Raw genomic sequence first — 24,625 nt, forward strand, 5'->3', positions numbered from 1 at the left:
CACAATTTGCTATATGCTGTTTTTTTTAATAATGAATTCAGCAATAGCTTATGGAGAACATCCATACTCAAAACATTCTAGTATGGATAAATTATATATTAATTCTGATAATTTAGTAATTGATCAGATAAAACAGCAAGCTTGTTTTACAGGCGAGGAGGTGACTTTATGGTTTGATGATATAATGGTAAAAACGACTAATTTAGAAATTTTTTATAAAATAGTTGATAATAAAAAAACTATTAATTATATATCCATACCGTCAAAATTGACTGCTAAAAGGAATGATGGTCAGGAAATATTAATTGCTACTTCTGCAAAATATTTTGTGGAAAGAAAAGAGTTAATCCTACTTGGTGACGTAATAGTACAAAATAAGGACGGTATTATAAGAACCGACAAGTTAGTATATTATACAGAACTCAATAATTTAGATTATAGCAAATCCAAAAATTAATTGGAACAAAGAAGTATGTCGCATTTAATAATAGATAGATTACAAGTAAATAGTATTTCAAAATCTTATAATAAGAGAGTGATACTGAACGACGTATCTCTTCAATTAAAAACAGGAGAAATAGTTGGTCTTTTTGGTCCAAACGGTGCCGGCAAAACTACCTGTTTTAGTATTATTATAGGGCTTACCAAGCCAGATAGTGGAGCATTATTTTTTAATGATCATGATATTACCAATTTGCCAATTTATTTAAGAGCTAGGTTTGGCTTTAGCTATCTTCCTCAAGAACCATCAATTTTTCGTGGATTATCTGTCGGAGATAATATTAGATTAATGTTAGAGGTTTTAGAAAATGATCAAGAAATTATTGAACAAAAAATATTAGATTTGCTTAAAGAATTTTCTATTCTCCATCTAAAAGATATGCCGGCAATGGGATTATCCGGTGGAGAAAGACGTAGGCTAGAAATTGCAAGAGCAATAGCATTAGACCCCAAATTTATTATGCTTGACGAACCGCTTGCAGGTATTGATCCACTAGCGATCGAGGATATTAAAAATTTAATTGTCCACTTACGTAACCGTAATATCGGCATCTTAATCACTGATCATAATGTGAGAGATACCCTCAATATAGTTGACAGAGCATACGTTATTTACAACGGAAAAGTCCTATTAGAAGGAACGCCGCAAGAAATAGTTACAAGTTGCCAAGTAAAAGAGGTATATTTAGGACAATCTTTTTCTTTGTAACAAGCTTTGTTACAATAGAAATATAGAAACGATAAGTTTAGGAGCTTAAGATATGGTTGTTTACAATTGTTTGATCTAATATTATAGTAGAAATTATATAACTTAACTCACCTTACGCATGGTATTTAAAAGTCATATAAAAAATAGCTTGGCGTCATTGCGAGAAGCTACTTTAGTAGCGACGAAGCAATCTAATGAATGTGGATTGCTTCGACCACGTAGTGGTCTCGCTAATAGCGTTTTGTACTTTTTCGGAATTTTTAAATTGTCATGGGATTTATGCGTAAGGTGAGTAACTTAAGTAATCTTAATACTACAGTTTGTAGATTAATTGAAGACATCATATGACCATATTTAATATTTCAATAGTAGAATGGTGGCTGATCGCTGGCATTATTTGTATAATTATAGAATTTTCTAACATTCCAAATGTTGGTTTTTTATTTTTGGGTTTAGGTGGAATATCTAATGCAATAATATTAAATAATTATTCAGACCTTTTAAAATACCAATATATAATTTTTGGTTTTATTTCTTTTCTATGGCTGGTTATTTTATGGTACCCACTAAAATTCTATGTTGGCAAGAAACATGATAAGTACGAATATTCTGATATGTTGGGTCAGGAAGTGCAGCTATATAGTAATGAACTGCTAATAGGAGAAAAGGGACAGGTATTGTGGTCAGGAACTATTATGAATGCCAAGCTCAGCAAAGATTCTGTAAAATCAGCATATAAAGGAGACACGCTTCGCATAGTACAAATTGATGGTAATGTTCTTATATGCACTGCAGAAAATTTGAAGAAGTGAGATCACAAAATGACTATTATTATCTACCTAATAGGAACCCCAGGAACCGGAAAATATACTATAGCAAAAGAAATAGCAAGGGCTGGTTATAGAATATGTGATAACCAACATATCAATAATCCTATTTTTTCACTGCTAAATTATGATGGATTGACTCCTATTCCAGAATTTGCTTGGGATGCAATTGGGCTTATACGAGATGGTATTTTTAATTTTCTAAGCCAAGAAATTAGTAATAATTATGTTCTTACCAACTGTCTCTATGAAGTTGATGGTGATCGTAAGCTTTTTAACCAAGTACAACAACTAGCAATAAATCGTAAATCAGTGTTTCTTCCTGTAAAATTACTAATTTCACAGGAAGAAAATATTAAGCGAATTCAACATTTAGATAGACTAGTTCGTTATAAACCAATCGACGTACAAGATGTTTATCCAGAATATCCATTAATTCAAATTTCTCATCCTAATTTATTTGAGTTTGATGTTACAAACCTTTCTGCTAGTGAGGCTGCAAAGAAAATCTTACAGTATAGTCAACTTCTCATCAATTGACTATACTATTATTGTGTTGACCATTTACGTTAGAAAACTATATTAGAAGGTGTATGATAGAAAATAATTTTATTACTAATTTAGTAAATCAGGAATTCTCAGTCACTGAAATTTCTAGCAAGATTAAGGAATTGCTTGAAAATAACTTTGGTTATATTAGAGTAAAGGGAGAAATTTCTGGTCTTAAGATAGCAACTTCTGGTCATGGGTATTTTAATCTTAAGGAAAATACAGCGGTTCTAGCTTGCACTTGCTGGCGTCCGGTACTTGCCAAAATTCAATTTACCCCAGTTGATGGCATGGAAGTGGTAGCTATCGGCAAACTCTCTGGATATGCAGGAAATTCACGATATCAGCTATCGGTAGAATCTCTTGAACCCGCGGGTCTTGGGGCTATTATGCAGATTCTCAAGGAATTGCAAGCAAAATTAGAAAAAGAAGGTATCTTTGATAAACCAAAAAAACCATTACCTTTTTTGCCTAATAAGATTGGGGTAGTTACCTCAATGACTGGGGCGGTAATTAGGGACATTATACACCGTATTAATGATCGCTGTCCGTCTCATATACTAATATGGCCAGTCACTGTTCAAGGTGGCAATGCTGCAAGTGAAATTGCTGGGGCAATTGAAGGATTTAATAAATTAGAGCAAAATATAAAACCTGATGTTATAATTGTTGCAAGAGGTGGGGGTTCTATAGAAGATTTATGGGCATTCAATGAAGAAGTAGTAGTACGTAGCGTATTTAGTTCAGATATTCCTATTATTTCGGCAGTGGGGCATGAAGTAGATAATACTTTAATCGATTTAGTAGCTGACAAGAGAGCTCCTACTCCCACTGCGGCAGCTGAATTTGCCGTACCTGTACTTTCTAGCCTTAATTACACAATAAGTTCGTATTATGAGACATTACTTAACCGTATTATTCAGCTAGTTAAATATCAACAGCAAGCCGTTAATTCCAATACTAATATTTCCAGAAGTCTAACTACTTATATAGACTATAACCAACAGCTTTTTGATGAACTAAGTTTTAGATTAATGGATTCTTTGCCGAATTTACTTAGATTTAAAGTGACAAAACTTGACTCACTGAATATAGAAATATTAAATCCTCTGAAAATAGTTGACTATAAGTCTTTAGAATTAGACCATCAATTTAATTATACACTAAAATCTATTAGCACTAAGTTAAAAAATTATGATCATCAATTAAATTTAAATAATCTACTACTTACCAGTTTAGACTACAAAACCGTACTAAAACGTGGCTTTACGGTAATCAAATCCGCAGATGGAGAATTTATAACATCAAAAGTTATGGCAAGCAAAAAACAAGAATTTAATATTAAATTTTTTGATGGCGATATATTAGTCCACACTATAAAATAGTGTATACTCTAATTAGCTTGAAGTAGAATTTAATGAGGAGATATGTACACCATGCAAATACTTAAGAGTATCATCCCGATTATTATTATCTTACAAAACTTTTTTGCCTATGCAAATCATAAAGAGAATAATAATCAACTATCTAATCCCCTTGACACATATTTTACTCAATGTACTGAAGGGGTACATGATAAAGATCATTTGCTTGTTGATTGCTATTCATTGGAACCCTACCAATTTAGCCATGTAACTAAAAGTGGACACCATAATATTACCGGTTTAGATATTGAATTAATCAATGCTATTAGTAGTAAAATTAACATTGGCATACAATATACTGATTCTGCCTGGGAACAAGTAATACCCAATATCCAACAAGGTAAAAGTGATATGGTGCCAGGACTTACTTATACCGAGGAAAGAGCAGCCTTTGCCAATTTTTCTATCCCATATCGACTTGCAGAAATTTCCTTATTTACTTTACGTTCAGCAAGAAAACATCTACATTTTAATAATACGAATGAATTCTTAGCTCAGATACGTTTACTAAATTTTCGTCTTGGCATAACTAGAAAAGCTGTTTATGGCAATACCAGAACTACTGAATACCTAAATCAGGCTAGTAATAATGACATCATCATTAAATATGGCAGTAATGCAGAGCTATTTAAGGGGTTGCTACGTAATGAAATTGATGGGGTTCTTGCTGACAGGATTGCAGGGGTAGCTCTTACTTTAAACTATATAGAAAAAGATCAAATAGAAGAGATACCTACTCGTATTAAAACCCCTGTACATTTAATGTTTAGTAAGAAAACCGTATCTCCTAATTTAGTCGCCAGGTTTAACAATTCAATTAAAGAATTTATCAATAGCGATGAATATAAAAAAATTGTAGAAAGGTATAAATATAATATCCTACTACTAAAATCTATCGATTCATCATGGTGTTATATTATTGGAGTTATAGGGAGTATAGCATTCGCAATTTCTGGTATCATTATATCAGCTAAAACAAATGCTACATTGTTTATTACTTTTGTATTAGCAATGTTACCATCCTTACTAGGATGTATTTTACTTGATATTGTAGTACGCAGTGTTAATGTCAGTCTTATTTTAACTCCATATTATACTTGTCGTATTTTTATAACGGTGCTTATTGGTTTCTTTGCTATTAAATTACTAGCTTATTATAACAAGCAATTATATGAGGATGATTTTATCCAAAAAATACGCAATAATACTCTTATTGTTTGTGATTCCTTAGGGCAAGCATCTTTTATGATAATTGGTGTTATAACTGTAATTGTACAAAAAATTGAACCATTAGAGTTCTGGGGACCATGTTTTGCCTGTTTGACTTCTAGTGTTGGTATAATATTCCGAAATTTAATTTGTCAACATGATAAAAATATCGAGTCTATACCTAGAGAAATTAATTTTGAAATATTAATATTGTGGGGTGCGATCTTTAGTATATTATTAGATTCTTATGCTTATAAGCATGATTATAGTACAATAAAATACTCTATTATTACAGTATTTGTAGGAGCTTTTGTTAGTAGGCTTTTAGTTTACTACTATAATATCCCAAACTTAACTTTTCGTTCGGATAATACAGAAATTCTTACAAAAAATATACACACAAACTGAATAAATAGTTATTAAAAGTAGTAATGGTCAAAGTCATTGCGAAAAGGCGTAGTGGTCGTGGCAATCCATTTTTGGTTACTTTTATGGATTGCTTCGTCGGCTTACGCCTCCTCACAATGACGTTAGTCTATATACTCGATAATCAAGTTTTTTGCAGAGCTTATAAATAGTAGGTTGTTTGAAGAAAATTTGAATATATCCGAGTCACGACATCTATCTTTAAACGCAAAATCTGTCATATATGGACGAGTGAATTTGTCAACAAAGAAAATAAAAAAATAGAGCCACAAAGGAAGCGGTCATATATTCGGCATCGAGTGCCATAATGGTTTCTGCATTCTTATAAATATCCTTGAGTGACCTCTCATTCCCACGGCTATAATGGTCCCAATATTTTGGACAGAAAAATAAGAAAAATGAGATAGAATTCTTTAGCAAACAAGGAGAGCTAGAGATGAAAAAACAAGTAAGGCAATATAGTGCTGAGGAGAAAGCCAAAATTGTCATAGAAGCAATTAAGGGAGAGCTAACAATAGCCCAGATAACCAGTAAGTATGGTGTTCATGCAACACAGATCAGTAACTGGAAAAAACAAGGTCTTGAGTTGTTAGTACAAGGTTTTAAGAATAAAACACAGAGTGCTGATCCAAATCAGCAGGGGTTAATCAAGAATCTATATGAGCAAATTGGTCAGTTAAGCGTTGAGTGTGACTGGCTCAAAAAAAATCTGCATTGTTTGGAATTAAAGGTTAGGTGTAATATGATAGAGCCTAATCATAATAAGTTAACAATTGTACAACAGTGTAAGTTATTGGATATTAGCAGGTCAACCTATTACTATCAACCTACTGGTATTAGTGAACAAGATATCAAGATTATGGCAATAATTGATGAGACCTATACTATGCATCCATATTATGGTATGCGGCGGATGGCTAAATATTTACAAGCTCAAGGTTTTTCGGTAGGTCGTAAAGCTGTTAGACGTTACTACAAGATAATGGGTCTTGAAGCTGTTTATCCTAAAATAAATTTAAGCAAGAGGAATCAAGTGCATAAAATATATCCTTATTTACTAAAAGGATTAGAAATAGTATTGCCAAACCAGGTTTGGAGTGCAGATATAACGTATATAAGACTGAGCCAAGGGTTCGTATATTTAGTAGCTATTATTGACTGGTATAGTCGTTATATTCTAAGTTGGCGAATCTCCATTAGTTTGGAAAGTGAATTTTGTGTAACAGCCCTTGAAGACGCTATAGAAAAATATGGTATGCCAAAAATATTTAATACTGATCAAGGAGTACAATTTACCTCGGAGAATTTTATTAGTATGCTAAAGCTACATAATATTTTGATTAGTATGGATGGAGTCAATCATTTAATTTGTGTGTGCGTCAAGATAAGGTGCATTAATCTTACGGGTGAAAGTCCTGTTATGGAAGGAGTAGCTAGCTCCACCATATAGCGAGTCTTGTGCTGCTGAAGGTAACGACAGTAGTAAAGCGTAGACAGCGAAACATCCGAGCCGAAACCAAATGGTGAACGTGATAGCCCTGAAATGATATTGGTAGTGGAAGTCGATGTGCTACACAACGCAGTAGACAAGAGAAAACTAGAGGTCAAACTAGCGAAAATCCGAAAGTTTTCAACCATCGGGGTCTCAGGCGTCAGCGAGTTTGTAGAGATTAATGACACAACTTGAGAAGTCCTTATAACTCTTACTGAGTTAAGTAAGTATTCAAAGTACAAGTGCCGAAACATAAGGCTTTGGAGATGGTGTTAAGGATGGCTGAGTCAGTTGTAGTAGTGATGAAGCTTCGTAATGGGAGTGGAGCGAAGGGCTGACAGAAAGGTAAGAACGTAAGAGGGAAACAATGACCGTACACAGCATAGACGGAAATACATGGTCAACGAAACTTGAGCGTATAAAGTTGCTATCATCACAAAATCAAGACATAAAGTTTAATAATCTTGGACATATTATTGATTTAAAGATGTTAGAAGAACAATATAGGGAACTTGATAGCAAGAAAGCTGTAGGAATAGATGGTATAACCAAAGCGGTTTATGGTAAGAAGTTGGAAGCAAATTTGCTCTCGCTCCTTACTAAAATTCGCAAGGGGCAATATCAAGCTAAACCTGCACGAATTACATTGATTCCAAAAGAAGATGGAGGCAAAAGACCTTTGGTAATATCATGCTTTGAAGACAAGATAATCGAGTCGGCAGTAAGCAAGATATTAAACTCAGTGTTCGAGCCAATATTCTTAAAATGTTCTTACGGGTTTCGACCTAAATTAAACGCCCATGATGCACTTAAGGAGTTGAATAGACTTACGTATAACTTCAATAAAGGAGCTGTAGTTGAAATTGATATAACTAAGTGCTTCAATTCAATCAAACATTCTGAGTTGATGGGATTCCTAAGAAAGAGAATATCTGACAAAAGATTCCTAAGACTAGTTATGAAACTGATGGAAACACCAATTATAGAAAACGGCATTACAGTTACTAACAAGGAAGGATGCCGCCAAGGGTCTAAAACATCACCAATTTTGGCAAATGTCTTCCTACATTATGTTATTGACTGTTGGTTTGCTAAAATCAGCAAGGAAAACATAAGAGGGCAAACTGGAATGGTGAGGTATTGTGACGATATGGTGTTCGTCTTTGAGAATGAAGAAGACGCGAGGAAGTTTTATGAGGTTTTGCCCAAAAGATTAAACAAGTATGGCTTGAACATCAATGAAGCTAAATCGCAGATGATTCAGTCCGGTAGATACCATGCTGAGGACTTAGCTAAGCAAGGTAAGAAGATCAAGAGTTATAATTTTCTTGGCTTTACTTGCTATTGGGGTAAATCAAGGTTTGGTAACATATGGAGATTAAAATATACCACAAGGAAAGATCGATTTACCGAGAAGCTTAAAGGGCTAAGAGAATATCTACGAAGTCACCTTAATGAGAGGGGCAAAGAACAGATATTATTGCAAGTCATTAGAGCTACAAAGGGGTGGATCAATTATCATGGTATATCAGATAATCAAAGACGAGTAAGTTCATTTATTCACCAAACTAGGCGAGCAATATATGGGTGGTTTAATAGAATGGGTGGGAAGCGTAAGATGAATTGGCAAAGATTAGCTGAAATACTCAAAAGGGTCGACTTTCCAAATAAGTGGAAGACCATTTCAATGTTCTAAAACCAACAAAAAAAAATAGGGTACAAGCCTATCTTACCTTTCGGGAGCCGGATGCGGTAGCTCTGCATGTCCGGTTCTGAGGAGGGGCTTAACCAAGCAATTGGTTAGGTCTACTCACAAAGTTCATTTTTTATTTTCCAATAAATCATATTTAAAATCTCCACAAAGTATTTCAAATTGATTTAAAGCTAAAGACCAATCTTTAATAGGCATGGTCCATTTTTTGGCTGCATTTTGTAGGGATAAAAATATTATTTTTTGAATTGACTTATCATCTGGAAACACCCCCTTATTTTTGATAATTTTTCTAATTTGACGATTTACAGATTCTATAGTGTTAGTAGTATAAATTACCTTTCTGTTCTCTTCAGGAAAGGCAAAAAACGGTATTATCCCAGACCAATTACGTTGCCAAATATCAGAAATTACCGGATATTTTTTATCCCATTTTACACCAAATTGCTGAAGTTTTAAACGTGCCATTTCGTCATTATTAGCTGTATAAATTTGTTTTAGATCTGATGTGACCTCTTTTAAATCTTTATATGACACATACTTTACTGAATTGCGAACCATATGTACAATACATAATTGTACTATAGTACTCGGGAATACACTGCTTATAGCTTCTGGAAAGCCCTTTAAACCCCACACAAGCAACATAAATTTGTTCAATTCCTCGATTCTTTAACTCAGTAACTACTTGCATCCAAAATTTAGCACCTTCATTTTTGCCTATCCAAATGCCAAGTAACTCCTTTTTCCCTTCTATATTTACAGCAAGTGCTAAATATACTGCTTTATTTATTACTATGTGATTGTCTCTAGATTTTACATAGATACAGTCCAAGTATAATATTGGATACACCCTATCTAAACAACGATTTTGCCACCTAGTTACTTCTTCTATTACCCCATCTGTTATGGTGGATATCAAGTCACCAGATACATCAGTTTGATATATTTCTTCTAAATGCCCTCGGATCTCGCTGACTGTCATACCGCGACCATAAAGGGATATCACTTTCTCATCAAATCCATTAAATCTCCTCAGCCCTTTTGGTATTAATTGAGGATTATACTCTCCTTCCCGATCTCTTGGTACTTCTACTGTCAGCTTACGACCATCCCCATCAATTACTGTCTTCTCATAGCTACCATTACGACTATTATTATCTACTTTTGGCATCTTGCTATGTTTTGAATATCCTAATTCATGATCCAACTCACTTGCTAATATTTTCTCAACTATTTGCTTCTTTAGCTGTTGAAATAAACCATCTCGACCAAATAACTCCGATGGATCTGCTTTTGATAATAATTCTTCTACTAGCTGATTACTGATGTTTAATACCAATTGCAATAATTAACACGGTGTGTTTATCCAGTCTCTATACATAATTGATTTTACTAAATCTACATTATGAGCAAATTGATTCCAAGCGTAACAAGCCATAGTGACGATATCTTCATATACACCATAACATTGGTTAGACAAGAAATGATTTTTGATCCATTCCCAAACTTGTTCCATTGCATTAAGTTCCGGTGCATAGGGCGGAAGCGGTATCAAAGTGATATTGCTTGGCACAGTTAGTTTTTTGGCTGTGTGCCAACCTGCATTATCCGTTAGTAAAGCTATATGTCGGTTGCCTTGAATACTGCGAGAAAGCTCTTCTAAGAATTTATTCATTGCCTGTGTGTTTGCATATGGTAAAATTAATGCAAAAGCTTCTCCTGTATCATGGCAAGCAGCTCCATAAATATATGTTGAAATGAATTGCTGTTGCCGAACTTTACGGGGTCTAGTGCCACGCTTAGCCCATATACGAGTTAAGCTACCTTGTTGCCCAACTCGAGTTTCATCCTGAGACCATATATCAACTTTACATCTATCGATATTTTTTGGTAATAATTTTGTTAACATGTCTGGGAAGTTTTTTTATATGTATTTTGAGTCTCTTGATTTGACTTTGGATGCATTGAACGAGAAGTAATCCAGCTAAAACCAAGGCGGTGCATAGTATTGTAGACTGTTTTTAAAGCGCATTTAGCACCATATTCCTCAAGTAACATGATATGTAGCTCCTTTCCAGTTATATACCCACCAGTTTTACTTTCACTGAGCGTATTGATTTTATCAAAAAGAGCAGACTCTTGTATAGTGTTAATCTTCCTAGGGGCGCCGCTTCTTTGTGATTCAAATAATCCTTCAAAACCATGATTCCTAAATCTTCTGAGCCATGATTGCACAGTTTTCCAGTGTGACTTCACTATTTCAGATATGGCTTTTAAAGATTTGCCTAATTGAAGGTGATACATCGCCAATAAACGTATACGATTTCGACCATGCGGCTCATGTTTCATCATTTTTATAAAATCATGACCATGAAAACCTTGTGGTAATATTAACCTAGCCATTTGAGTACCTTTATCAGTTAAAAACCCATTTTACACCACTGCGTTAATTATTGCAATTGGTATAATGTATCTTTATCTGTATCTAATTTTTTAGCCATAATTCCTCCTTGCTTGCTTAAGTTACTTTTTTTACAGTAATCTCTTACTGCTTTCTTTGCAACTTACACAAACTATAGGACAGACTCTATGGATGGTAAGGGACGAGCCTTAGATAATATTTTTATTGAACGTTTTTAGCGATCATTAAAACAGGAAAAAATTTATCGGATTATTCTAACAACAGTAAAGGAGGCAAAGACAGCAATTAACGAATATATGGACTTTTATAATAGACAAAGGATACATCAAGCTTTGGATTATAAAAATCCAGAATGTGTATATTTTGAAAAAAATATTGTATAAAAACAACAATTTAATTTTTGTGAATTATATCTCTATTTATCTAAATTTTTGTCTAGACAAAGGGGACCACCTTATAGTAGCTTTCTCACTTTGCTTATTATTGCTGATAATCAGCTTTTCTAAAGTTTTCTCTTTGTCACATAAATCCTCAATTTCTTTACATTCTAAAAGTAAAATTGACCGTATCCCAGAATTTATATAACCTTTACTATACGCTAATTCTACCTCCAGCCTACATGATTTGCAAAATTTATTTTTACTTAATTTTGTATTATAGCCATATTCACATAAACTTGATATTGTAGAATTAGTTTTTTGCACACGATCTCTGATCGTATTACTTCTAATTTTATGCAAAAATTTTATATCTTGTTCCTCTTTGCTTTTTGGCGGCACGGTTTTTAATTCTGGATCACGAGCCGCTTTGCATATTGCTAACGCATCGTTATAATCATTTTTCTGTTTCGATGTAGCATAAACTTTTACATCTTTTGTTTTCATTAGTTTGACTTGCAAACCAAGCTTAGCAATTTCCTGTGACCAATAATTAGCTCCTCCACATGCTTCCATAGCTACCAATGAACTTTTATCGAGATTGCTTAAATAACCTCAGTTTGATGTAAGAGGAAGGTTGAGATTGTTTAATTTTCCAAAAGCTACAGAAATTTTATTAGGCTTAAAAACATAGGCAAGCAGTCCAGCTAATACGTTAGTTTGAAAATTCATAACAGATCTATGCCTTGTATGGTCTATATGACAAAGGTTTTTTAGTTGATCGTTAATGGTTTCAATAATATACCTTTTATTTAAAAACCGCTTTTTAATAGGATCTATTATTCTTTCTTTCATATTACTTTTAATTTTTGTTATTAGTTCTAAACCTTGATTAGCAAGGGATTGAGTGAGTTTTTTACTGATATACCCACGATCACCAAAAAGCCAGCCTTGTAATTTATCTACTAAATTTTCCACCACTGCTCTATCATCAACATTTCCTGGAGTTAAAGAAAAACTCATAATCTCTCCGCAACTGTTAATGACAATATGTAGCTTACAACCAAAGAACCACCCAGTGGAAGTCTTACCTCTTTTTGCTATGTCTTTGAATACTTTATGTCTATTAATTCTTAAATTATGGCAAGCAGGAAGTTTAGTAGAGTCGATATAATATTGACCAGTTTGTTTTCCTGATAGGCTTTTTAGCAGTAACACCATGGGCATGAAGCTCATTGGCATTAACTGAACAAAACGACTATAGCTCACAAGTTTTGGAAATTCCTTTCTATAACTTTGACATAGGCAGCATAAATAAAAATCTTTAAAGGTACGGTAGTGACTCAAGTGAAACATTACTATAATAGTAATAATCTCTGAGAGTCCTATACTGCAAACTACTTTACGCTTACGGTTAGGATTTGGTAATATATATTTATTTTGCTCCGTATCAAAATGCTTGCAAAAATCATCAATTAAGCAGAAAATCTCCGTAAGAGGGATCATAATATATTCTCCAATTTTGTTGTTATTATTCGAGAACTTTATAATCCCTCCCTTCTTACTTTTCAAATATTCTTTCTCCTAACACACTGGTTTGAAAGAAGGTTTTATTTTTACCATAGCTCACCACCAACAGTTTGTTTATGTTATTACATAATGCTTAGCATTTTGTTTGGTGCTTACGTCAAACTCAGGTTAAATAGGCTATTAACTCATCTCTTGTAACTTTTTGATAACCTATTTTTTTGCCATTTTGATCGACTTGCACCAAGTGCATACTATTTTTTGCTAAATCTATTCCTATTATAACCTCAGTTTGATGTAAGAGGAAGGTTGAGATTGTTTAATTTTCCAAAAGCTACAGAAATTTTATTAGGCTTAAAAACATAGGCAAGCAGTCCAGCTAATACGTTAGTTTGAAAATTCATAACAGATCTATGCCTTGTATGGTCTATATGACAAAGGTTTTTTAGTTGATCGTTAATGGTTTCAATAATATACCTTTTATTTAAAAACCGCTTTTTAATAGGATCTATTATTCTTTCTTTCATATTACTTTTAATTTTTGTTATTAGTTCTAAACCTTGATTAGCAAGGGATTGAGTGAGTTTTTTACCATAGTACCCTACAATTTTTGTAAAGATGGTATTAGGATAGAAAAAAGTTTTTGTTTGGGAGGTATTAATAATGTGGATATTAGCTGCGTTATGGCTGTTGTAGATTGATAAAAAGCATTTTTGATATGATCAAAGCCATAGGTAAATAATGAAAACAATTGTCTTTCAATGGTTTTGTACCGTTTTATTCGGATGGGATTTAAGGCATTTTGTATTATTCCATTTTTGACTATTAAAGCTGAAGCAATAGCAGTTATCACTAATAATTTTTCAAATCTATCCAATTTTACAATGTGACTTTTTTCAATATCAAAACCACCGCTTTTTAGGTGCAAAAATAGTCGTTCAACACTCCAACGAAATTTATATAAAGCAAAAATATCTTGCTCTATTTCAATTGAAGACACCAGAACCATCAGCTCGCTCTTATCATTTCTATATGCGGTAAAATTAACCTTTCTATTCCATAATATACCACTACAAGCCCTATACTCTAAGGCTTTAACATCACTAAATATTCTTTCAATGGTTAAAGTTCTTAAACCTTTTGTAAGACGAATTTTATGATCCATTTTTAATGGAATAACAAACTTTAGATGGTTATTTATCAGAAAGTCTAACCATTCTTTATTCATAAATTCTCTATCAGCAAGCAAATATTTTATTCTTTCAACGCCAAAATTATTAATAAATTTCTGTAAAAATTCCTTCATAAATTCTGCAGAACACCCGCCACCATGCGACAAAGTCTTCCAGAATATTGGCACCGATATTTTACCAATTACCATTACTAAAAATAAAATATTAATATCGGATTTACCAAATTTCCAACTTGTCCTATCCATTGCTACGACATAATTTTTTGAAGCAAAAAAGCTTAATAGCAAATAGCCAACCTTCATATAAGGACTAGTGTTAAGAACAAGCTCTTTTGCCGCCACTTAGAATTAAATTGGAAAATCTTTAATCCTTTTTTCATACTCAGATTGGCAATCTCCGAGTGATAATTTTGAATACATCTCCAATGATTGACGACTCTCATGTCCTGAATATGGCTGAATTAATGCGTCATCTACGCCTTTTTTCTTCATCCAAGTAAAAAGAAAATGTCTTAATGTATGAGGAGATATTGAATGCTCAATACCCGCTTCTTTTGTATAGTTCATTAATATTTTTCTAATGCCTCGATCAGAATATGCCATCTTCAAACTTGATTCAAATAAATATTTTGAATCATTTCTTTTCATATTTTCTAGATGAACAGCTAATATTTCCTTAAAACTATCAGGAAACGGAACTATTCTGTCCTTCTTTCCCTTACCTTGCACAACTTTTATCTGACAATTATCTAAATCTATGTCAGATATTTTTATATTTACTAACTCAGAAACTCTCACCCCGGTATAAAGCAATGTTTTAATCATTACTATATGCTTCATATTTCTAGATTTCCATACCGTGTTGTAATATTTATTTATTTCCTCTTCCGTAGGCACATACGGCAACTTCCTTTCCTTACCACTCTTTACTTCTACATCAAGATTTTTTCTTATATGCCTGAATAATTCTCTTAAGTAATTATAATCAGGCTTTTCTTTTTTCAGATGTTTGCAAAAATATTTAGCTTTTTCTCTAACTGGCGTACGTTCTAATATCATAATAAGCAATTAAATAGTTATCCCGATTAACAAGCGTTTATTAAAATCTAACGGAAAAAGACCATAAGGATTTATATGACCTGAGAATAACGGTGTTAATGCTCTATAGTCTTCAGGCATAAACCTGTTCTGCCAATGTGGCTGTGATAATATTTGTTGAATAATCAAGGTATTGATATAAACCATACATACCTGCAACAGATGTAAACATAATACCGATAATTCCTGATCTTCAATATTGTTCGTTGCAATGTGACCTAGTTTACCGTAAAAAATAAAATCCATTACATTATTAAGGCGTTCAACAATATTTAGTCCTTCATTAACTTCAATACGTAATTCTTCCGAGGATAAATATTTACACAAAAATATGGTTTTATTGTCCCAAAATTTGGTTAAAACCTCCGGCTTCAGCCGGAAAAGACTTCAGTCCTTGTTCTAAAATATTTCAATTTACTAATGTTATCATATATATTATTCTCTGAATAGAGAATAATATATATGACTGATTATAGTAAGTCTAGCCACACCGTATTTTACCACCGCTTCCATATCGTTTGGATTACTAAGTATCGATACAAAGTACTCACAGGTAACCTCAGGATTAGAATTAGAGAAATTATTGCTCAGGTAGCAGAATATCTTGGTATCAAAATCATCAATGGAATATTATCTGCCGATCATGTCCATATTATGGCTGAAATTCCACCTCATATATCCATTAGTCAGTTTGTTAAAGCAGCTAAAGGACGTTCATCATATAAAATTCAGCAAGAATTTCCTGAAATTAGAAAAACTTACTGGGGACGCCACTTTTGGGCTAGGGGCTTCTTTAGCTCAACCAGTGGTAATGTCACTGATGATATAATCAATAACTACATTAACAATCATTCAGATGCACATCAGCCTAATAATGTAATGAATATCTCTTTAGAGTAAATCCGTGACTTCTAGTCGCAACTTCAACCTACCAGCTTCAGCTGGTTAGTTATTGAGTGGCTTTGCCTAGTTCTACCAGTGCCTTATATACCGGATGAGCGTAATTATTATTACTAAATCTTTTGATTAATACGGATGGTGTAACTATTCCTAGTTTTAGGGCAACCATATGTTTGACAGTCTCATCGTAATTATCTTCTAATAACTCCCAATTTATACTTCCCTTTAGGATCTCTGAAATATTTTTATATTTATTTCTATCTCTAGAATCAACGTAATACAATTTTTGCTTATTGATTGCCTTTAGTCTCGGGCATAAGGAGAAATCTAGTAAATAACTCACGGCAAAACCTATTACACTTTGTCCATGGGTATCGACAAATACACGATTCATGTCCATGTCCGTATCATGGTCAATAATGCCTTTTATCATGCTACCTACCTCTGATGAGGTGCAATCCTTTAACTGCGAGTAAATACATAATGATTTCTTGTCAACATGCCAATAAATCATTACTCCTTTCTTACCATAACGAAAATGCCATTCGCTCATTAGATTTTGATCCCAAGCAAACAGATGAGTTGAGTCACAGGCCACTGTTGTAGTAGCCTCTCCCCAAACATCAGGATTTCGTGTTTTTAAAACGTTATTAACCATTGTACGAATAGCATTTCTAATGTTTGTAGCATTAATATGGCGTTTTTTTACATAACGTAAATCACTATAATTAACATTATCATTAGCAATGCTGATTCTTTTTAATCCGGTGTTGCTACCAATGCCAAATATACATAGTAATAGTCTTCTTTGTAGATCAGAACTATTGATATTGCTGCTTTTACCAACAGTTTCAAGTTCCTTAGTAAAATTGATTCTTAGATCGCACTCTTTTAAAATATCAATTAAGTGTATACTTGACCACTTATTATTGATTTCTTGCTGTAACTTAATAATATTATCAGGTTCATCCTGTGAGTCTAAGGGAGTAAGCTTTATATTGTTACCAACTTTACTTTGTTGGATCTTTACAAACTGATTATTAGGAATATTTGCATTTAATGCATCTAAGCTGTTAGTAAGTGAAGTCTTTAATTTTTCTACGAACTCCTCGAATTTTAGCGGTAACCCAAGTAACTCATAATATGATTCTCGTTTCTCAATAAAGTCCTTCGGTAAGTCCTTATTCGGATCTCTATAACGGTAACTTTTATTAACCCAAATAGCTTTAAAACCAAGAAGTTCTTTAATCTGTTCTAATATGGCTAGTTCATAATTATATTTATTTATTCGCAATTGACCTTTTTCTATTTTAAAGATCATGCTATACCAGTTCTGTGGGATAGCTCTATTGATTGGTGGGATATTAATATAGTAAGCTAAATCTGATTCATTCCAGTATTGGTTGATAAAACGAATTGCCTTTAAGATAGGTTGATAATCAATATGATCTTCAGAAATTTGTAATATTCTTATTATCGCAAGTAGACTACCTCTATTGCCATAAGCATAGGTGGTATGCATTTTTTCTCGCACCTGAGCCTGATACCACTTACTACCACGATGTTGTAGATCTTCAATTACTTCTTCCAGCTTCTCCTGAGGCACTACCGGATAAACTTTGTCCTCAATAATGCTTTTAGGATTTTTTGCATTTAGTATAGCCAACTTTTCTAGAATATCAAACTTTCCGTCAACACGCTTAACTTCCTGAAGAATATGACGGTCTACATGCTTCTCTGCTCCGGCTCGCATCTTTTTAATTAGTTTAATCATGGTATCTATTAAGGCATCCAACAATAGCTCCAGTCTTACACTACAGAATATTGCCATGGTGGCATATTTTATAGTCGGGGCAAAATCTAGAATATTGCTAGGTGCAAAAACCATCACACGTTCATAATATTTTAATAATAATTTTCTGTCTACTGACTCTATTATGCAGTCAGATAATTTGATTTGACCTAGTAAATTGATTTTATTTATGGCACATTGAATATTCTTAATTTTAGCTCCAGAGATATCTTTTTTAAGTTCTGATAATTCTATAATGTTATTATCCTCATCACTATTTTTACTAAGAATGCGATCTATTAAAAGAAGATTTCCTTGACTTAAATTATCAAATATTTTTCTAAAAAATTGTTGTTCAAATTTTTGTTTAGCTAACGAAATGTAATTTTCTAATTGTTTGGTATTAACAATTTCTATTCTATCTTTGATGAAATATGTACGTATTTGTTCAAGTAGCACTGAATCTGAGAAATGACGCGGTATCAAGTCATCTACAAGATAATTCATTATTAATGTAATATCCTTGGCATTTGCTACACGATATCCTAAATACTGTCTGATATCCTGACGATACCTTTCTCCAGTACGTGTATCCCAGTCAAATGTAATAATTTGTGTTGGATCAATATCTAAATGTTTGGCAACCTGTAACAATAATTGCATCGAAACTGTGTTAGCTTTATTAGAGGGAAATTGTATGTATTTTTTGAAATACACTAACATTATTGCAAAAGTTAACTGATTTGATTGACCTTTCTTTTTCTTGCATAAATTTAAATCCTCTAATGATAAATTATATTGCATTTTTATCTGTTCCTAGAAATCACAGTGTCGGTATTGATTTACTCGATTTTATTCATATTACAATTATTTTGCAATATATTTTTTGCTCTAACAATAAAAAAGTGTAAACATTATTTTTTTAGGAACTGTAAGTGGCGGCAAAAGAGCTTGTTCTTAACACTGGTCCTATAATCAAAATTAAAATCTTTTAAAAAACGATAAATTCTATGAGTTTTTGACGTCGCTTTAGCATCACCTAAAATACCAAGTGCTAAACCTTTTTGATAAATTGAGCTGCCCGTCAGCAAACTAATTACCATACCAACCAAACATTTTAATCTTGATTTATTTCCGTCTATATATAAAATCAATTCTTGAAGTATTATATTATGCATTTTGTTATAAAAATACCTACCTTATACTACTTCACACCACTCTAAATCAACCATTCTTCTTCATCTTCTCAAAATTGTAGGGTACTATACATTTTTTGGCACAACAACACTGAAGTCGGGAGAGCAGCTAATTCTTTTCCATATTCCATAATAAACTCAATAAATCACAGTAGTTGTTCAACTATAGCTTCTCCTATAATTCTTACCTTTGGAATACATACAGAATTTCCAACTTGTTTATATAACTCAGATATTGAAGATTTTAGTTTATAGTCCTCAGGAAATCCCATAATTTTAAAACACTCATTTATTGTTAGTTTTCTTACACGTCCATTATTAAGTAATATCCAATAACGCCCCGAAGTTTCTTGCGATGATAACATTGGGTGCGTACCTTCAATTGAATATATTCTGTTTGGTTGTTTGTGAACTCTAGATAAATGCTCAGTTCCCTCCCTAACTCCTTTATTTCTTATCTTTTTATTCCTATATCCACAAAATATTAAACCACTTTGTTGTCTAGTTGGATTCTCTATAATTTTATATTCATCTGATTATAGAAATTCAAAATCCCCTTCTTGATCCAAAATATCATGAATTTTTATACTTTTTTGTTTTTTAAGCTTAGAAAAATCAAACTTACCATTTAAACTTGCAAATAGAAAAAAATGAAAATTTTTAAAAAATATTTTGTATTGAAAGATTTTGGCGGGAGCAAGTATAGTCAATTCAGGAGAATTATTTATATAGGATTATTTTTAAAACCCAAAGAAGTAAGAATATGCATGGTCTCCAATAGTGGTAATCCCATAATATTGGAGTACGATCCGTATATGCTAGGAATAAAAGCTTCAGCATAGCCGTGAATCATGCAGCCACCTGCTTTATTGATTCCTTCATCTAGGCTACAGTAAAATTCTATCTCTTGATGACTTAGTTTTTTAAACTTGACTATAGTTTGCACTATTTTTTGTCGTGTTAGGAGTTGTTCGGAAGTTTTTTTTATTAGACAAACACCTGTATAAACCCTATGACGTCTTCCAGATAAAATGTTAAGACAATATCTAACATCGTCACTTGTTAAAGCTTTGGGTAATATTTTTCTGCCGCGAGCTACGACAGTATCAGCTGCTATAATTATAGCTTCACCAGTTATTTGTTGGGCAACAACTTTTGCCTTTTCCTGTGCCAATCTTGTCGCTAATTGATTTGGTAATTCTCGCAAATATTCTGTTTCATTGATATTAGCAGGAATAATTTGGGTGGGAAATATTTTGATTCTTTTTAGCAATTCAAGCCTTGCCGGTGATTGTGATGCTAGAATTACATCTATATTATGCTGTTTTAAAGAAGTACCTTCTACATTTGACATAAATATGAAAAATCTTAATGACGATGGATAACACGACCTTTTGTTAAGTCGTAAGGAGTCATTTCCACTGTTATCTTATCCCCAACAAGTATCCTAATACGATTTTTACGCATCCTACCAGAAGTATGGGCGATAATAAAATGACCATTTTCTAGCTTCACTCTAAAAGTTGCGTTAGGTAAAAGCTCAAGGACAACCCCTTCAAAATTAATTAGCTCTTCTTTGGTCATTACAACTTAAATTAAATTATATTTAAAATGGCTCCCCGGGCCGGACTCGAACCAGCGACCGAACGGTTAACAGCCGTTTGCTCTACCACTGAGCTACCGAGGAACATTTACCTTACCCTTATAACAAATCTTTTGTCTAGGGTCTAGTGTTTTCTTGTTTTTCCTCTAAAAAATAAATTAAAAATTACTACTATGCTGGTGTATTTGAGCATTCATTACTAATCCAAAGCCAATAAGCATTGATACAATCATTGTACCACCATAAGATATAAATGGTAAAGGTACGCCTACTACTGGTAATAATCCCATCACCATAGCTATATTTATAAATACATGACTAAATAGGATCGATGTTATGCCTATTACCATCAATTTACTAAATGTTGTTCGACAATTAGTAGCAATCATCAATGAAATTACTATAATTGCCGAATAAAGAATTAATAGAAACAAACTACCAACAAAACCAAATTCTTCAGCAAAAGTAGCAAAGATAAAATCGGTCTGATGCTCTGGTAAAAAATTTAGATGGCTTTGACTACCTTTGGTAAGCCCTTTACCCCATAATCCACCAGAGCCAATAGCGATTTTTGATTGGATAATATTATAGCCAGCTCCAAGCGGGTCTTTCTCAGGATCCAAAAAAACCATGACTCTTTTTCTTTGATAATCATGCATCACTTGCCAAATAACCGGTACGCAAGTAACAACGATAATACCAATTATCATAAAATTTCTTACTCTAAAACCAACAGCAAAGAAAATAACACTAGCAATAATGATAGTAATCACTCCAGTACCTAAATCCGGCTCTTTTATTATCAGTAAAACTGGTACTATCACAGCTATTATAGGCAATAAAATCTTATGAAATCTGGTAAAATCATCAGTTTTTAATTGATGAAAATACCTAGCTAACATTAACACTATGGCTAGTTTTGTCGGTTCAGAAGGCTGCAAGCGGATAACTCCTAAATCTATCCAACGTTTTGCCCCCATAGCAATAGAGCCAAAAAGCTCAACACTAACTAATAAGATAATAACTGCAATATAAAATATATATGAAAACTTAAATATATATTTTATGTCAATAATCGTAATAATTATCACAATTGGTATAAACAGGAAAAAAATCATCATCTGCTTATATGCCCAAGGTTGAATATTACTATCCGAAGCGGAATATAGTACAACAAAACCAATACTACAAATTATGCTAATAAGAATAATTAAAGTAATCGGTAGTTTTTTCAGTTTTTCAAAATAATTTCTTTGAATTGACATTTTAGGTAGATATCCATAAAAATTAACTATAAAACAATAATAAATATTATATAATTATGCTCTTTAGAGCTAACCCAATAATATTACTTAGCCATTGCAAGGAGCCACTTTAGTAGCGACGAAGCAATTGTCTATATGACAAACTTCATGGATTGCAACGCTCACATACGTTCGCTCGCAATGACGGAAATATTTTTACCCAACGTCATTGCGAGAAGCTACTTTAGTAGCGACGAAGCAATCCAGAAAAATAATTAGAAATTACTTCGCTACCTTGCAATGACGGTGTAATGTTAATCGGATTAGCTACAAAGTTTAACACAACGATAAAGAACATGAAATTATTATTACATAACACACTAACTCGCAATAAAGAAGTTTTTGTACCGCTAGATAGTAATCTAGTGAAAATGTATGTTTGCGGTCCAACTGTCTATGATCACCCCCATATTGGTAACGCTAGGTCCGTAGTAGTATACGATATTTTATATCGCTCACTAAGTAAAATATTTGGTAAAAATCATATAAAATATGTCCGTAATATTACTGACATTGATGACAAAATAATAAATAGAGCCAGAGAACTCAAAATAACTATTGCTGGCTTAACAGCTAAAATTACAGAAGAATTTCATTGTAATATGCAATATCTAGGTTGTCAGTCTCCTAATATCGAGCCAAAAGCTACCACGCATCTTGATGATATGATTATGATTATTCAAAAATTACTTGACCTAAACCATGCTTATATTGCAGATAACCATGTTTATTTTGATATTTCTACGGTTCCAGATTATACCAAATTATCAAATCGTAATCTTGAAGAGACGCTAGAAGGAGTACGTATTGAAAATAATCCATCAAAAAAGCAACCACATGATTTTGTCTTATGGAAACCAGCCAATAAAGATGAAGAAATATTAGCAAATTTTGATAGTCCTTGGGGAATAGGGAGACCAGGATGGCATATAGAATGCTCAGCGATGAGCTATAAATATCTAGGAGAAAATTTTGATATTCACGGTGGTGGAGCAGATTTAATTTTTCCTCATCATACTAATGAAATAGCACAAAGTACCTGTGCTTTCCCGAATTCTCACTTTGCTAAATATTGGGTGCATAATGGATTCTTAACCTGTAATGGTGAAAAAATGAGTAAGTCGCTCAATAATTTTATTACGGTAAAAGACTTAATAGATAAGAAAATTCCAGGTGATGTGGTTAGATTATTGCTAATGAACAGCCATTACCGAAAACCATTAGATTACAACGATAAGGCTTTAGAAGATGCGAAAAAAACAATGAATTATTGGTATAGAGCGATAGAAAATTTGGACATTAACAAGCTTGATGAACAAAATGTTTCAGAAGAATTTTTATCAAGTTTATTTGATGATCTGAACACCCCTCTTGCCATTAAAATAATCAACGATTATGCCAAATTGGTTTTTGCCAGTACCAAAGAAGAAGATAAATACCAATATGCGTCTTACTTACTTTCTTGCAGCAATTTTATAGGTCTAATGACCAAACCAGCGAGTAGGTGGTTCCACTGTGAAATGAATGATGAACTAATTCTCCAGATGATTGCCAAACGACAACAAGCAAAATTACAAAAGAATTGGCTATTAGCTGATCAAATTCGTCAAGATTTATTAAAAGATGGCATTATTCTAGAAGATAAGCCAGATGGATTAACTAATTGGAGAAAAATTTGATTATCAAGAATAAGACGTTTATTAGCGAGTAGTATTTTTGTTACAACGAAGCAATTCTAGTCTCACTTTTTTGAATTACTTCGTTGTCTATGTTTCAATGCTTAGATTTCTCTATAGCAAAACCTACTGAATTAGGTGCTATGCCGCATCTGTAAATTCTACGCCATTATCACCAGCAAAAGTAACATTCATGTTTCCTAGAACGTCTCGGCTATAATCCTCGCCATCATAGTCAGAACGCCCTCGCAAAGCGAGGGGCTTGACGGTTATGAGCAGCCCAAAGGGCTGCCATTGTTAATTAAAATTCTCCTGATTCGTCAGAGCCTAAACTATCAAGTTGCTCTTGATTCTTAATGTAGTGTTTGATCTGATTCTCTTCAAATCCTACAGTTGAGACCGCATAACCTCTAGCCCACAACTTTTCTCCATTAAAATTACGTTTTCGTCCACCAAACTGCCTAGCAACGGCTATAGCACTTTTCCCCTTGATATAGCCTATTACTTCAGCTACAGAATATTTAGGAGGAATCTTGATGAGCATATGCACATGATCTTGTACCATATGCCCCTCTATGATCTTGCTCCCACGTTGAAAAGCTAACTCATGGAATACGGTTCCCAAGATATTTTCTAACCTTCCCGTACAATTCTTTTTTACGACACTTTGGAATAAACACAATTCAC

At 33.1% G+C, this 24,625-nt stretch carries 21 protein-coding genes, 1 tRNA gene and 6 pseudogenes; 11 read left to right on the forward strand and 17 right to left on the reverse strand.

Annotation, left to right across the window (positions count from 1 at the left end; translation table 11 throughout):
- Positions 1 to 31 precede the first annotated feature (31 nt).
- The 8 genes from NBW66_RS02785 (at position 32) to NBW66_RS02820 (ending at position 8,833) form a co-directional block, all read left to right on the forward strand.
- Entirely contained in the window at positions 32 to 457 is a 426-nt protein-coding gene (locus NBW66_RS02785) for an LptA/OstA family protein (protein ID WP_250311688.1), read from the forward strand.
- 30 nt (positions 458 to 487) lie between these two features.
- A complete protein-coding gene (gene lptB / locus NBW66_RS02790) occupies positions 488 to 1,210 on the forward strand; it encodes an LPS export ABC transporter ATP-binding protein (RefSeq protein ID WP_250312242.1) in 723 nt (240 codons plus the stop codon).
- A gap of 344 nt (positions 1,211 to 1,554) precedes the next feature.
- Complete coding sequence (locus NBW66_RS02795) at positions 1,555 to 2,022, forward strand: NfeD family protein (protein ID WP_250311689.1); 468 nt, start codon at positions 1,555 to 1,557, stop codon at positions 2,020 to 2,022.
- 9 nt (positions 2,023 to 2,031) lie between these two features.
- Entirely contained in the window at positions 2,032 to 2,577 is a 546-nt protein-coding gene (locus tag NBW66_RS02800) for a hypothetical protein (protein WP_250311690.1), read from the forward strand.
- 56 nt (positions 2,578 to 2,633) lie between these two features.
- Positions 2,634 to 3,971 carry an exodeoxyribonuclease VII large subunit gene (gene xseA, locus NBW66_RS02805; protein WP_250312243.1) on the forward strand — a complete coding sequence of 446 codons (1,338 nt, stop codon included), beginning with the start codon at positions 2,634 to 2,636 and terminating at the stop codon, positions 3,969 to 3,971.
- Positions 3,972 to 4,022: 51 nt separating this feature from the next.
- Positions 4,023 to 5,627 (forward strand): transporter substrate-binding domain-containing protein, encoded by a 1,605-nt coding sequence (locus tag NBW66_RS02810; RefSeq protein ID WP_250311691.1) that lies wholly within the window; start codon positions 4,023 to 4,025, stop codon positions 5,625 to 5,627.
- A 454-nt stretch (positions 5,628 to 6,081) separates the two neighbouring features.
- Positions 6,082 to 7,095 carry an IS3 family transposase gene (locus NBW66_RS02815; protein WP_250311692.1) on the forward strand — a complete coding sequence of 338 codons (1,014 nt, stop codon included), beginning with the start codon at positions 6,082 to 6,084 and terminating at the stop codon, positions 7,093 to 7,095.
- A 409-nt stretch (positions 7,096 to 7,504) separates the two neighbouring features.
- Complete coding sequence (locus NBW66_RS02820) at positions 7,505 to 8,833, forward strand: reverse transcriptase domain-containing protein (RefSeq protein ID WP_250311693.1); 1,329 nt, start codon at positions 7,505 to 7,507, stop codon at positions 8,831 to 8,833.
- A 123-nt stretch (positions 8,834 to 8,956) separates the two neighbouring features.
- On the opposite strand, the pseudogene NBW66_RS02825 reads toward NBW66_RS02820, so the two are convergent.
- The 3 genes and pseudogenes from NBW66_RS02825 to NBW66_RS02835 all read right to left on the reverse strand — a co-directional run bounded on the left by NBW66_RS02825 (position 8,957) and on the right by NBW66_RS02835 (position 11,254).
- Positions 8,957 to 10,196, reverse strand: a pseudogene (locus NBW66_RS02825) (IS256 family transposase).
- Positions 10,197 to 10,199: 3 nt separating this feature from the next.
- A complete protein-coding gene (locus NBW66_RS02830; protein ID WP_250310543.1) occupies positions 10,200 to 10,760 on the reverse strand; it encodes an IS630 family transposase in 561 nt (186 codons plus the stop codon).
- Positions 10,754 to 11,254, reverse strand: a complete 501-nt coding sequence (locus tag NBW66_RS02835) for a helix-turn-helix domain-containing protein (protein WP_250310542.1) — start codon at positions 11,252 to 11,254, stop codon at positions 10,754 to 10,756. Before NBW66_RS02835 ends, NBW66_RS02830 begins: the two co-directional genes overlap by 7 nt.
- Before the next feature lie 252 nt (positions 11,255 to 11,506).
- Here NBW66_RS02835 and NBW66_RS14875 point away from each other — a divergent pair.
- A pseudogene (locus NBW66_RS14875) lies at positions 11,507 to 11,656 on the forward strand (IS3 family transposase); the annotation flags it as partial.
- 36 nt (positions 11,657 to 11,692) lie between these two features.
- On the opposite strand, the pseudogene NBW66_RS02840 reads toward NBW66_RS14875, so the two are convergent.
- The 6 genes and pseudogenes from NBW66_RS02840 to NBW66_RS02865 all read right to left on the reverse strand — a co-directional run.
- Positions 11,693 to 12,244: pseudogene (locus NBW66_RS02840) on the reverse strand (IS110 family transposase); the annotation flags it as partial.
- A gap of 21 nt (positions 12,245 to 12,265) precedes the next feature.
- Positions 12,266 to 13,156: an IS982 family transposase gene (locus NBW66_RS02845; RefSeq protein WP_250310807.1), complete on the reverse strand. Its 891-nt coding sequence runs from the start codon at positions 13,154 to 13,156 to the stop codon at positions 12,266 to 12,268.
- Between the two features lie 308 nt (positions 13,157 to 13,464).
- A pseudogene (locus NBW66_RS02850) lies at positions 13,465 to 13,779 on the reverse strand (transposase); the annotation flags it as partial.
- Positions 13,779 to 14,711, reverse strand: a complete 933-nt coding sequence (locus tag NBW66_RS02855) for a transposase (protein ID WP_250311694.1) — start codon at positions 14,709 to 14,711, stop codon at positions 13,779 to 13,781. The pseudogene NBW66_RS02850 and the gene NBW66_RS02855, both read right to left, overlap by 1 nt.
- A gap of 6 nt (positions 14,712 to 14,717) precedes the next feature.
- Positions 14,718 to 15,428, reverse strand: a complete 711-nt coding sequence (locus tag NBW66_RS02860; RefSeq protein ID WP_250310731.1) for a tyrosine-type recombinase/integrase — start codon at positions 15,426 to 15,428, stop codon at positions 14,718 to 14,720.
- 9 nt (positions 15,429 to 15,437) lie between these two features.
- Positions 15,438 to 15,806, reverse strand: a pseudogene (locus NBW66_RS02865) (Tn3 family transposase); the annotation flags it as partial.
- 123 nt (positions 15,807 to 15,929) lie between these two features.
- On the opposite strand from NBW66_RS02865, the gene tnpA (NBW66_RS02870) reads away from it, so the two are divergent.
- The gene (gene tnpA / locus NBW66_RS02870; RefSeq protein WP_250310592.1) at positions 15,930 to 16,367 is read left to right on the forward strand and encodes an IS200/IS605 family transposase; all 438 of its coding nucleotides are present in this window, start codon (positions 15,930 to 15,932) and stop codon (positions 16,365 to 16,367) included.
- Positions 16,368 to 16,416: 49 nt separating this feature from the next.
- On the opposite strand, the gene NBW66_RS02875 is transcribed toward tnpA (NBW66_RS02870), so the two are convergent.
- The 7 genes from NBW66_RS02875 to rodA form a co-directional block, all read right to left on the reverse strand.
- Positions 16,417 to 18,963: a Tn3 family transposase gene (locus tag NBW66_RS02875; RefSeq protein ID WP_250311695.1), complete on the reverse strand. Its 2,547-nt coding sequence runs from the start codon at positions 18,961 to 18,963 to the stop codon at positions 16,417 to 16,419.
- Positions 18,964 to 19,073: 110 nt separating this feature from the next.
- Complete coding sequence (locus tag NBW66_RS02880) at positions 19,074 to 19,337, reverse strand: hypothetical protein (protein WP_250311696.1); 264 nt, start codon at positions 19,335 to 19,337, stop codon at positions 19,074 to 19,076.
- Positions 19,338 to 19,501: 164 nt separating this feature from the next.
- Positions 19,502 to 19,876: a DNA cytosine methyltransferase gene (locus NBW66_RS14770; RefSeq protein WP_348539306.1), complete on the reverse strand. Its 375-nt coding sequence runs from the start codon at positions 19,874 to 19,876 to the stop codon at positions 19,502 to 19,504.
- 203 nt (positions 19,877 to 20,079) lie between these two features.
- Complete coding sequence (locus tag NBW66_RS02890; RefSeq protein WP_250311698.1) at positions 20,080 to 20,709, reverse strand: Maf family protein; 630 nt, start codon at positions 20,707 to 20,709, stop codon at positions 20,080 to 20,082.
- Between the two features lie 14 nt (positions 20,710 to 20,723).
- On the reverse strand, positions 20,724 to 20,939 hold the full coding sequence (infA, locus tag NBW66_RS02895; protein WP_094649298.1) for a translation initiation factor IF-1: 216 nt from the start codon (positions 20,937 to 20,939) through the stop codon (positions 20,724 to 20,726).
- Between the two features lie 28 nt (positions 20,940 to 20,967).
- Positions 20,968 to 21,042 (reverse strand) — tRNA-Asn (locus NBW66_RS02900).
- Between the two features lie 74 nt (positions 21,043 to 21,116).
- Positions 21,117 to 22,217 carry a rod shape-determining protein RodA gene (gene rodA, locus NBW66_RS02905; RefSeq protein WP_250312245.1) on the reverse strand — a complete coding sequence of 367 codons (1,101 nt, stop codon included), beginning with the start codon at positions 22,215 to 22,217 and terminating at the stop codon, positions 21,117 to 21,119.
- 341 nt (positions 22,218 to 22,558) lie between these two features.
- Here rodA and cysS point away from each other — a divergent pair, with 341 nt between their 5' ends.
- A complete protein-coding gene (cysS, locus tag NBW66_RS02910) occupies positions 22,559 to 23,941 on the forward strand; it encodes a cysteine--tRNA ligase (RefSeq protein ID WP_250312246.1) in 1,383 nt (460 codons plus the stop codon).
- A gap of 298 nt (positions 23,942 to 24,239) precedes the next feature.
- On the opposite strand, the pseudogene tnpA (NBW66_RS02915) reads toward cysS, so the two are convergent.
- Positions 24,240 to 24,621 (reverse strand): annotated as a pseudogene (gene tnpA, locus NBW66_RS02915) (IS200/IS605 family transposase).
- Between the last annotated feature and the right edge of the window lie 4 nt (positions 24,622 to 24,625).

The organism is Rickettsia endosymbiont of Oedothorax gibbosus (genome assembly GCF_936269705.1).
Lineage (GTDB): Bacteria > Pseudomonadota > Alphaproteobacteria > Rickettsiales > Rickettsiaceae > Tisiphia.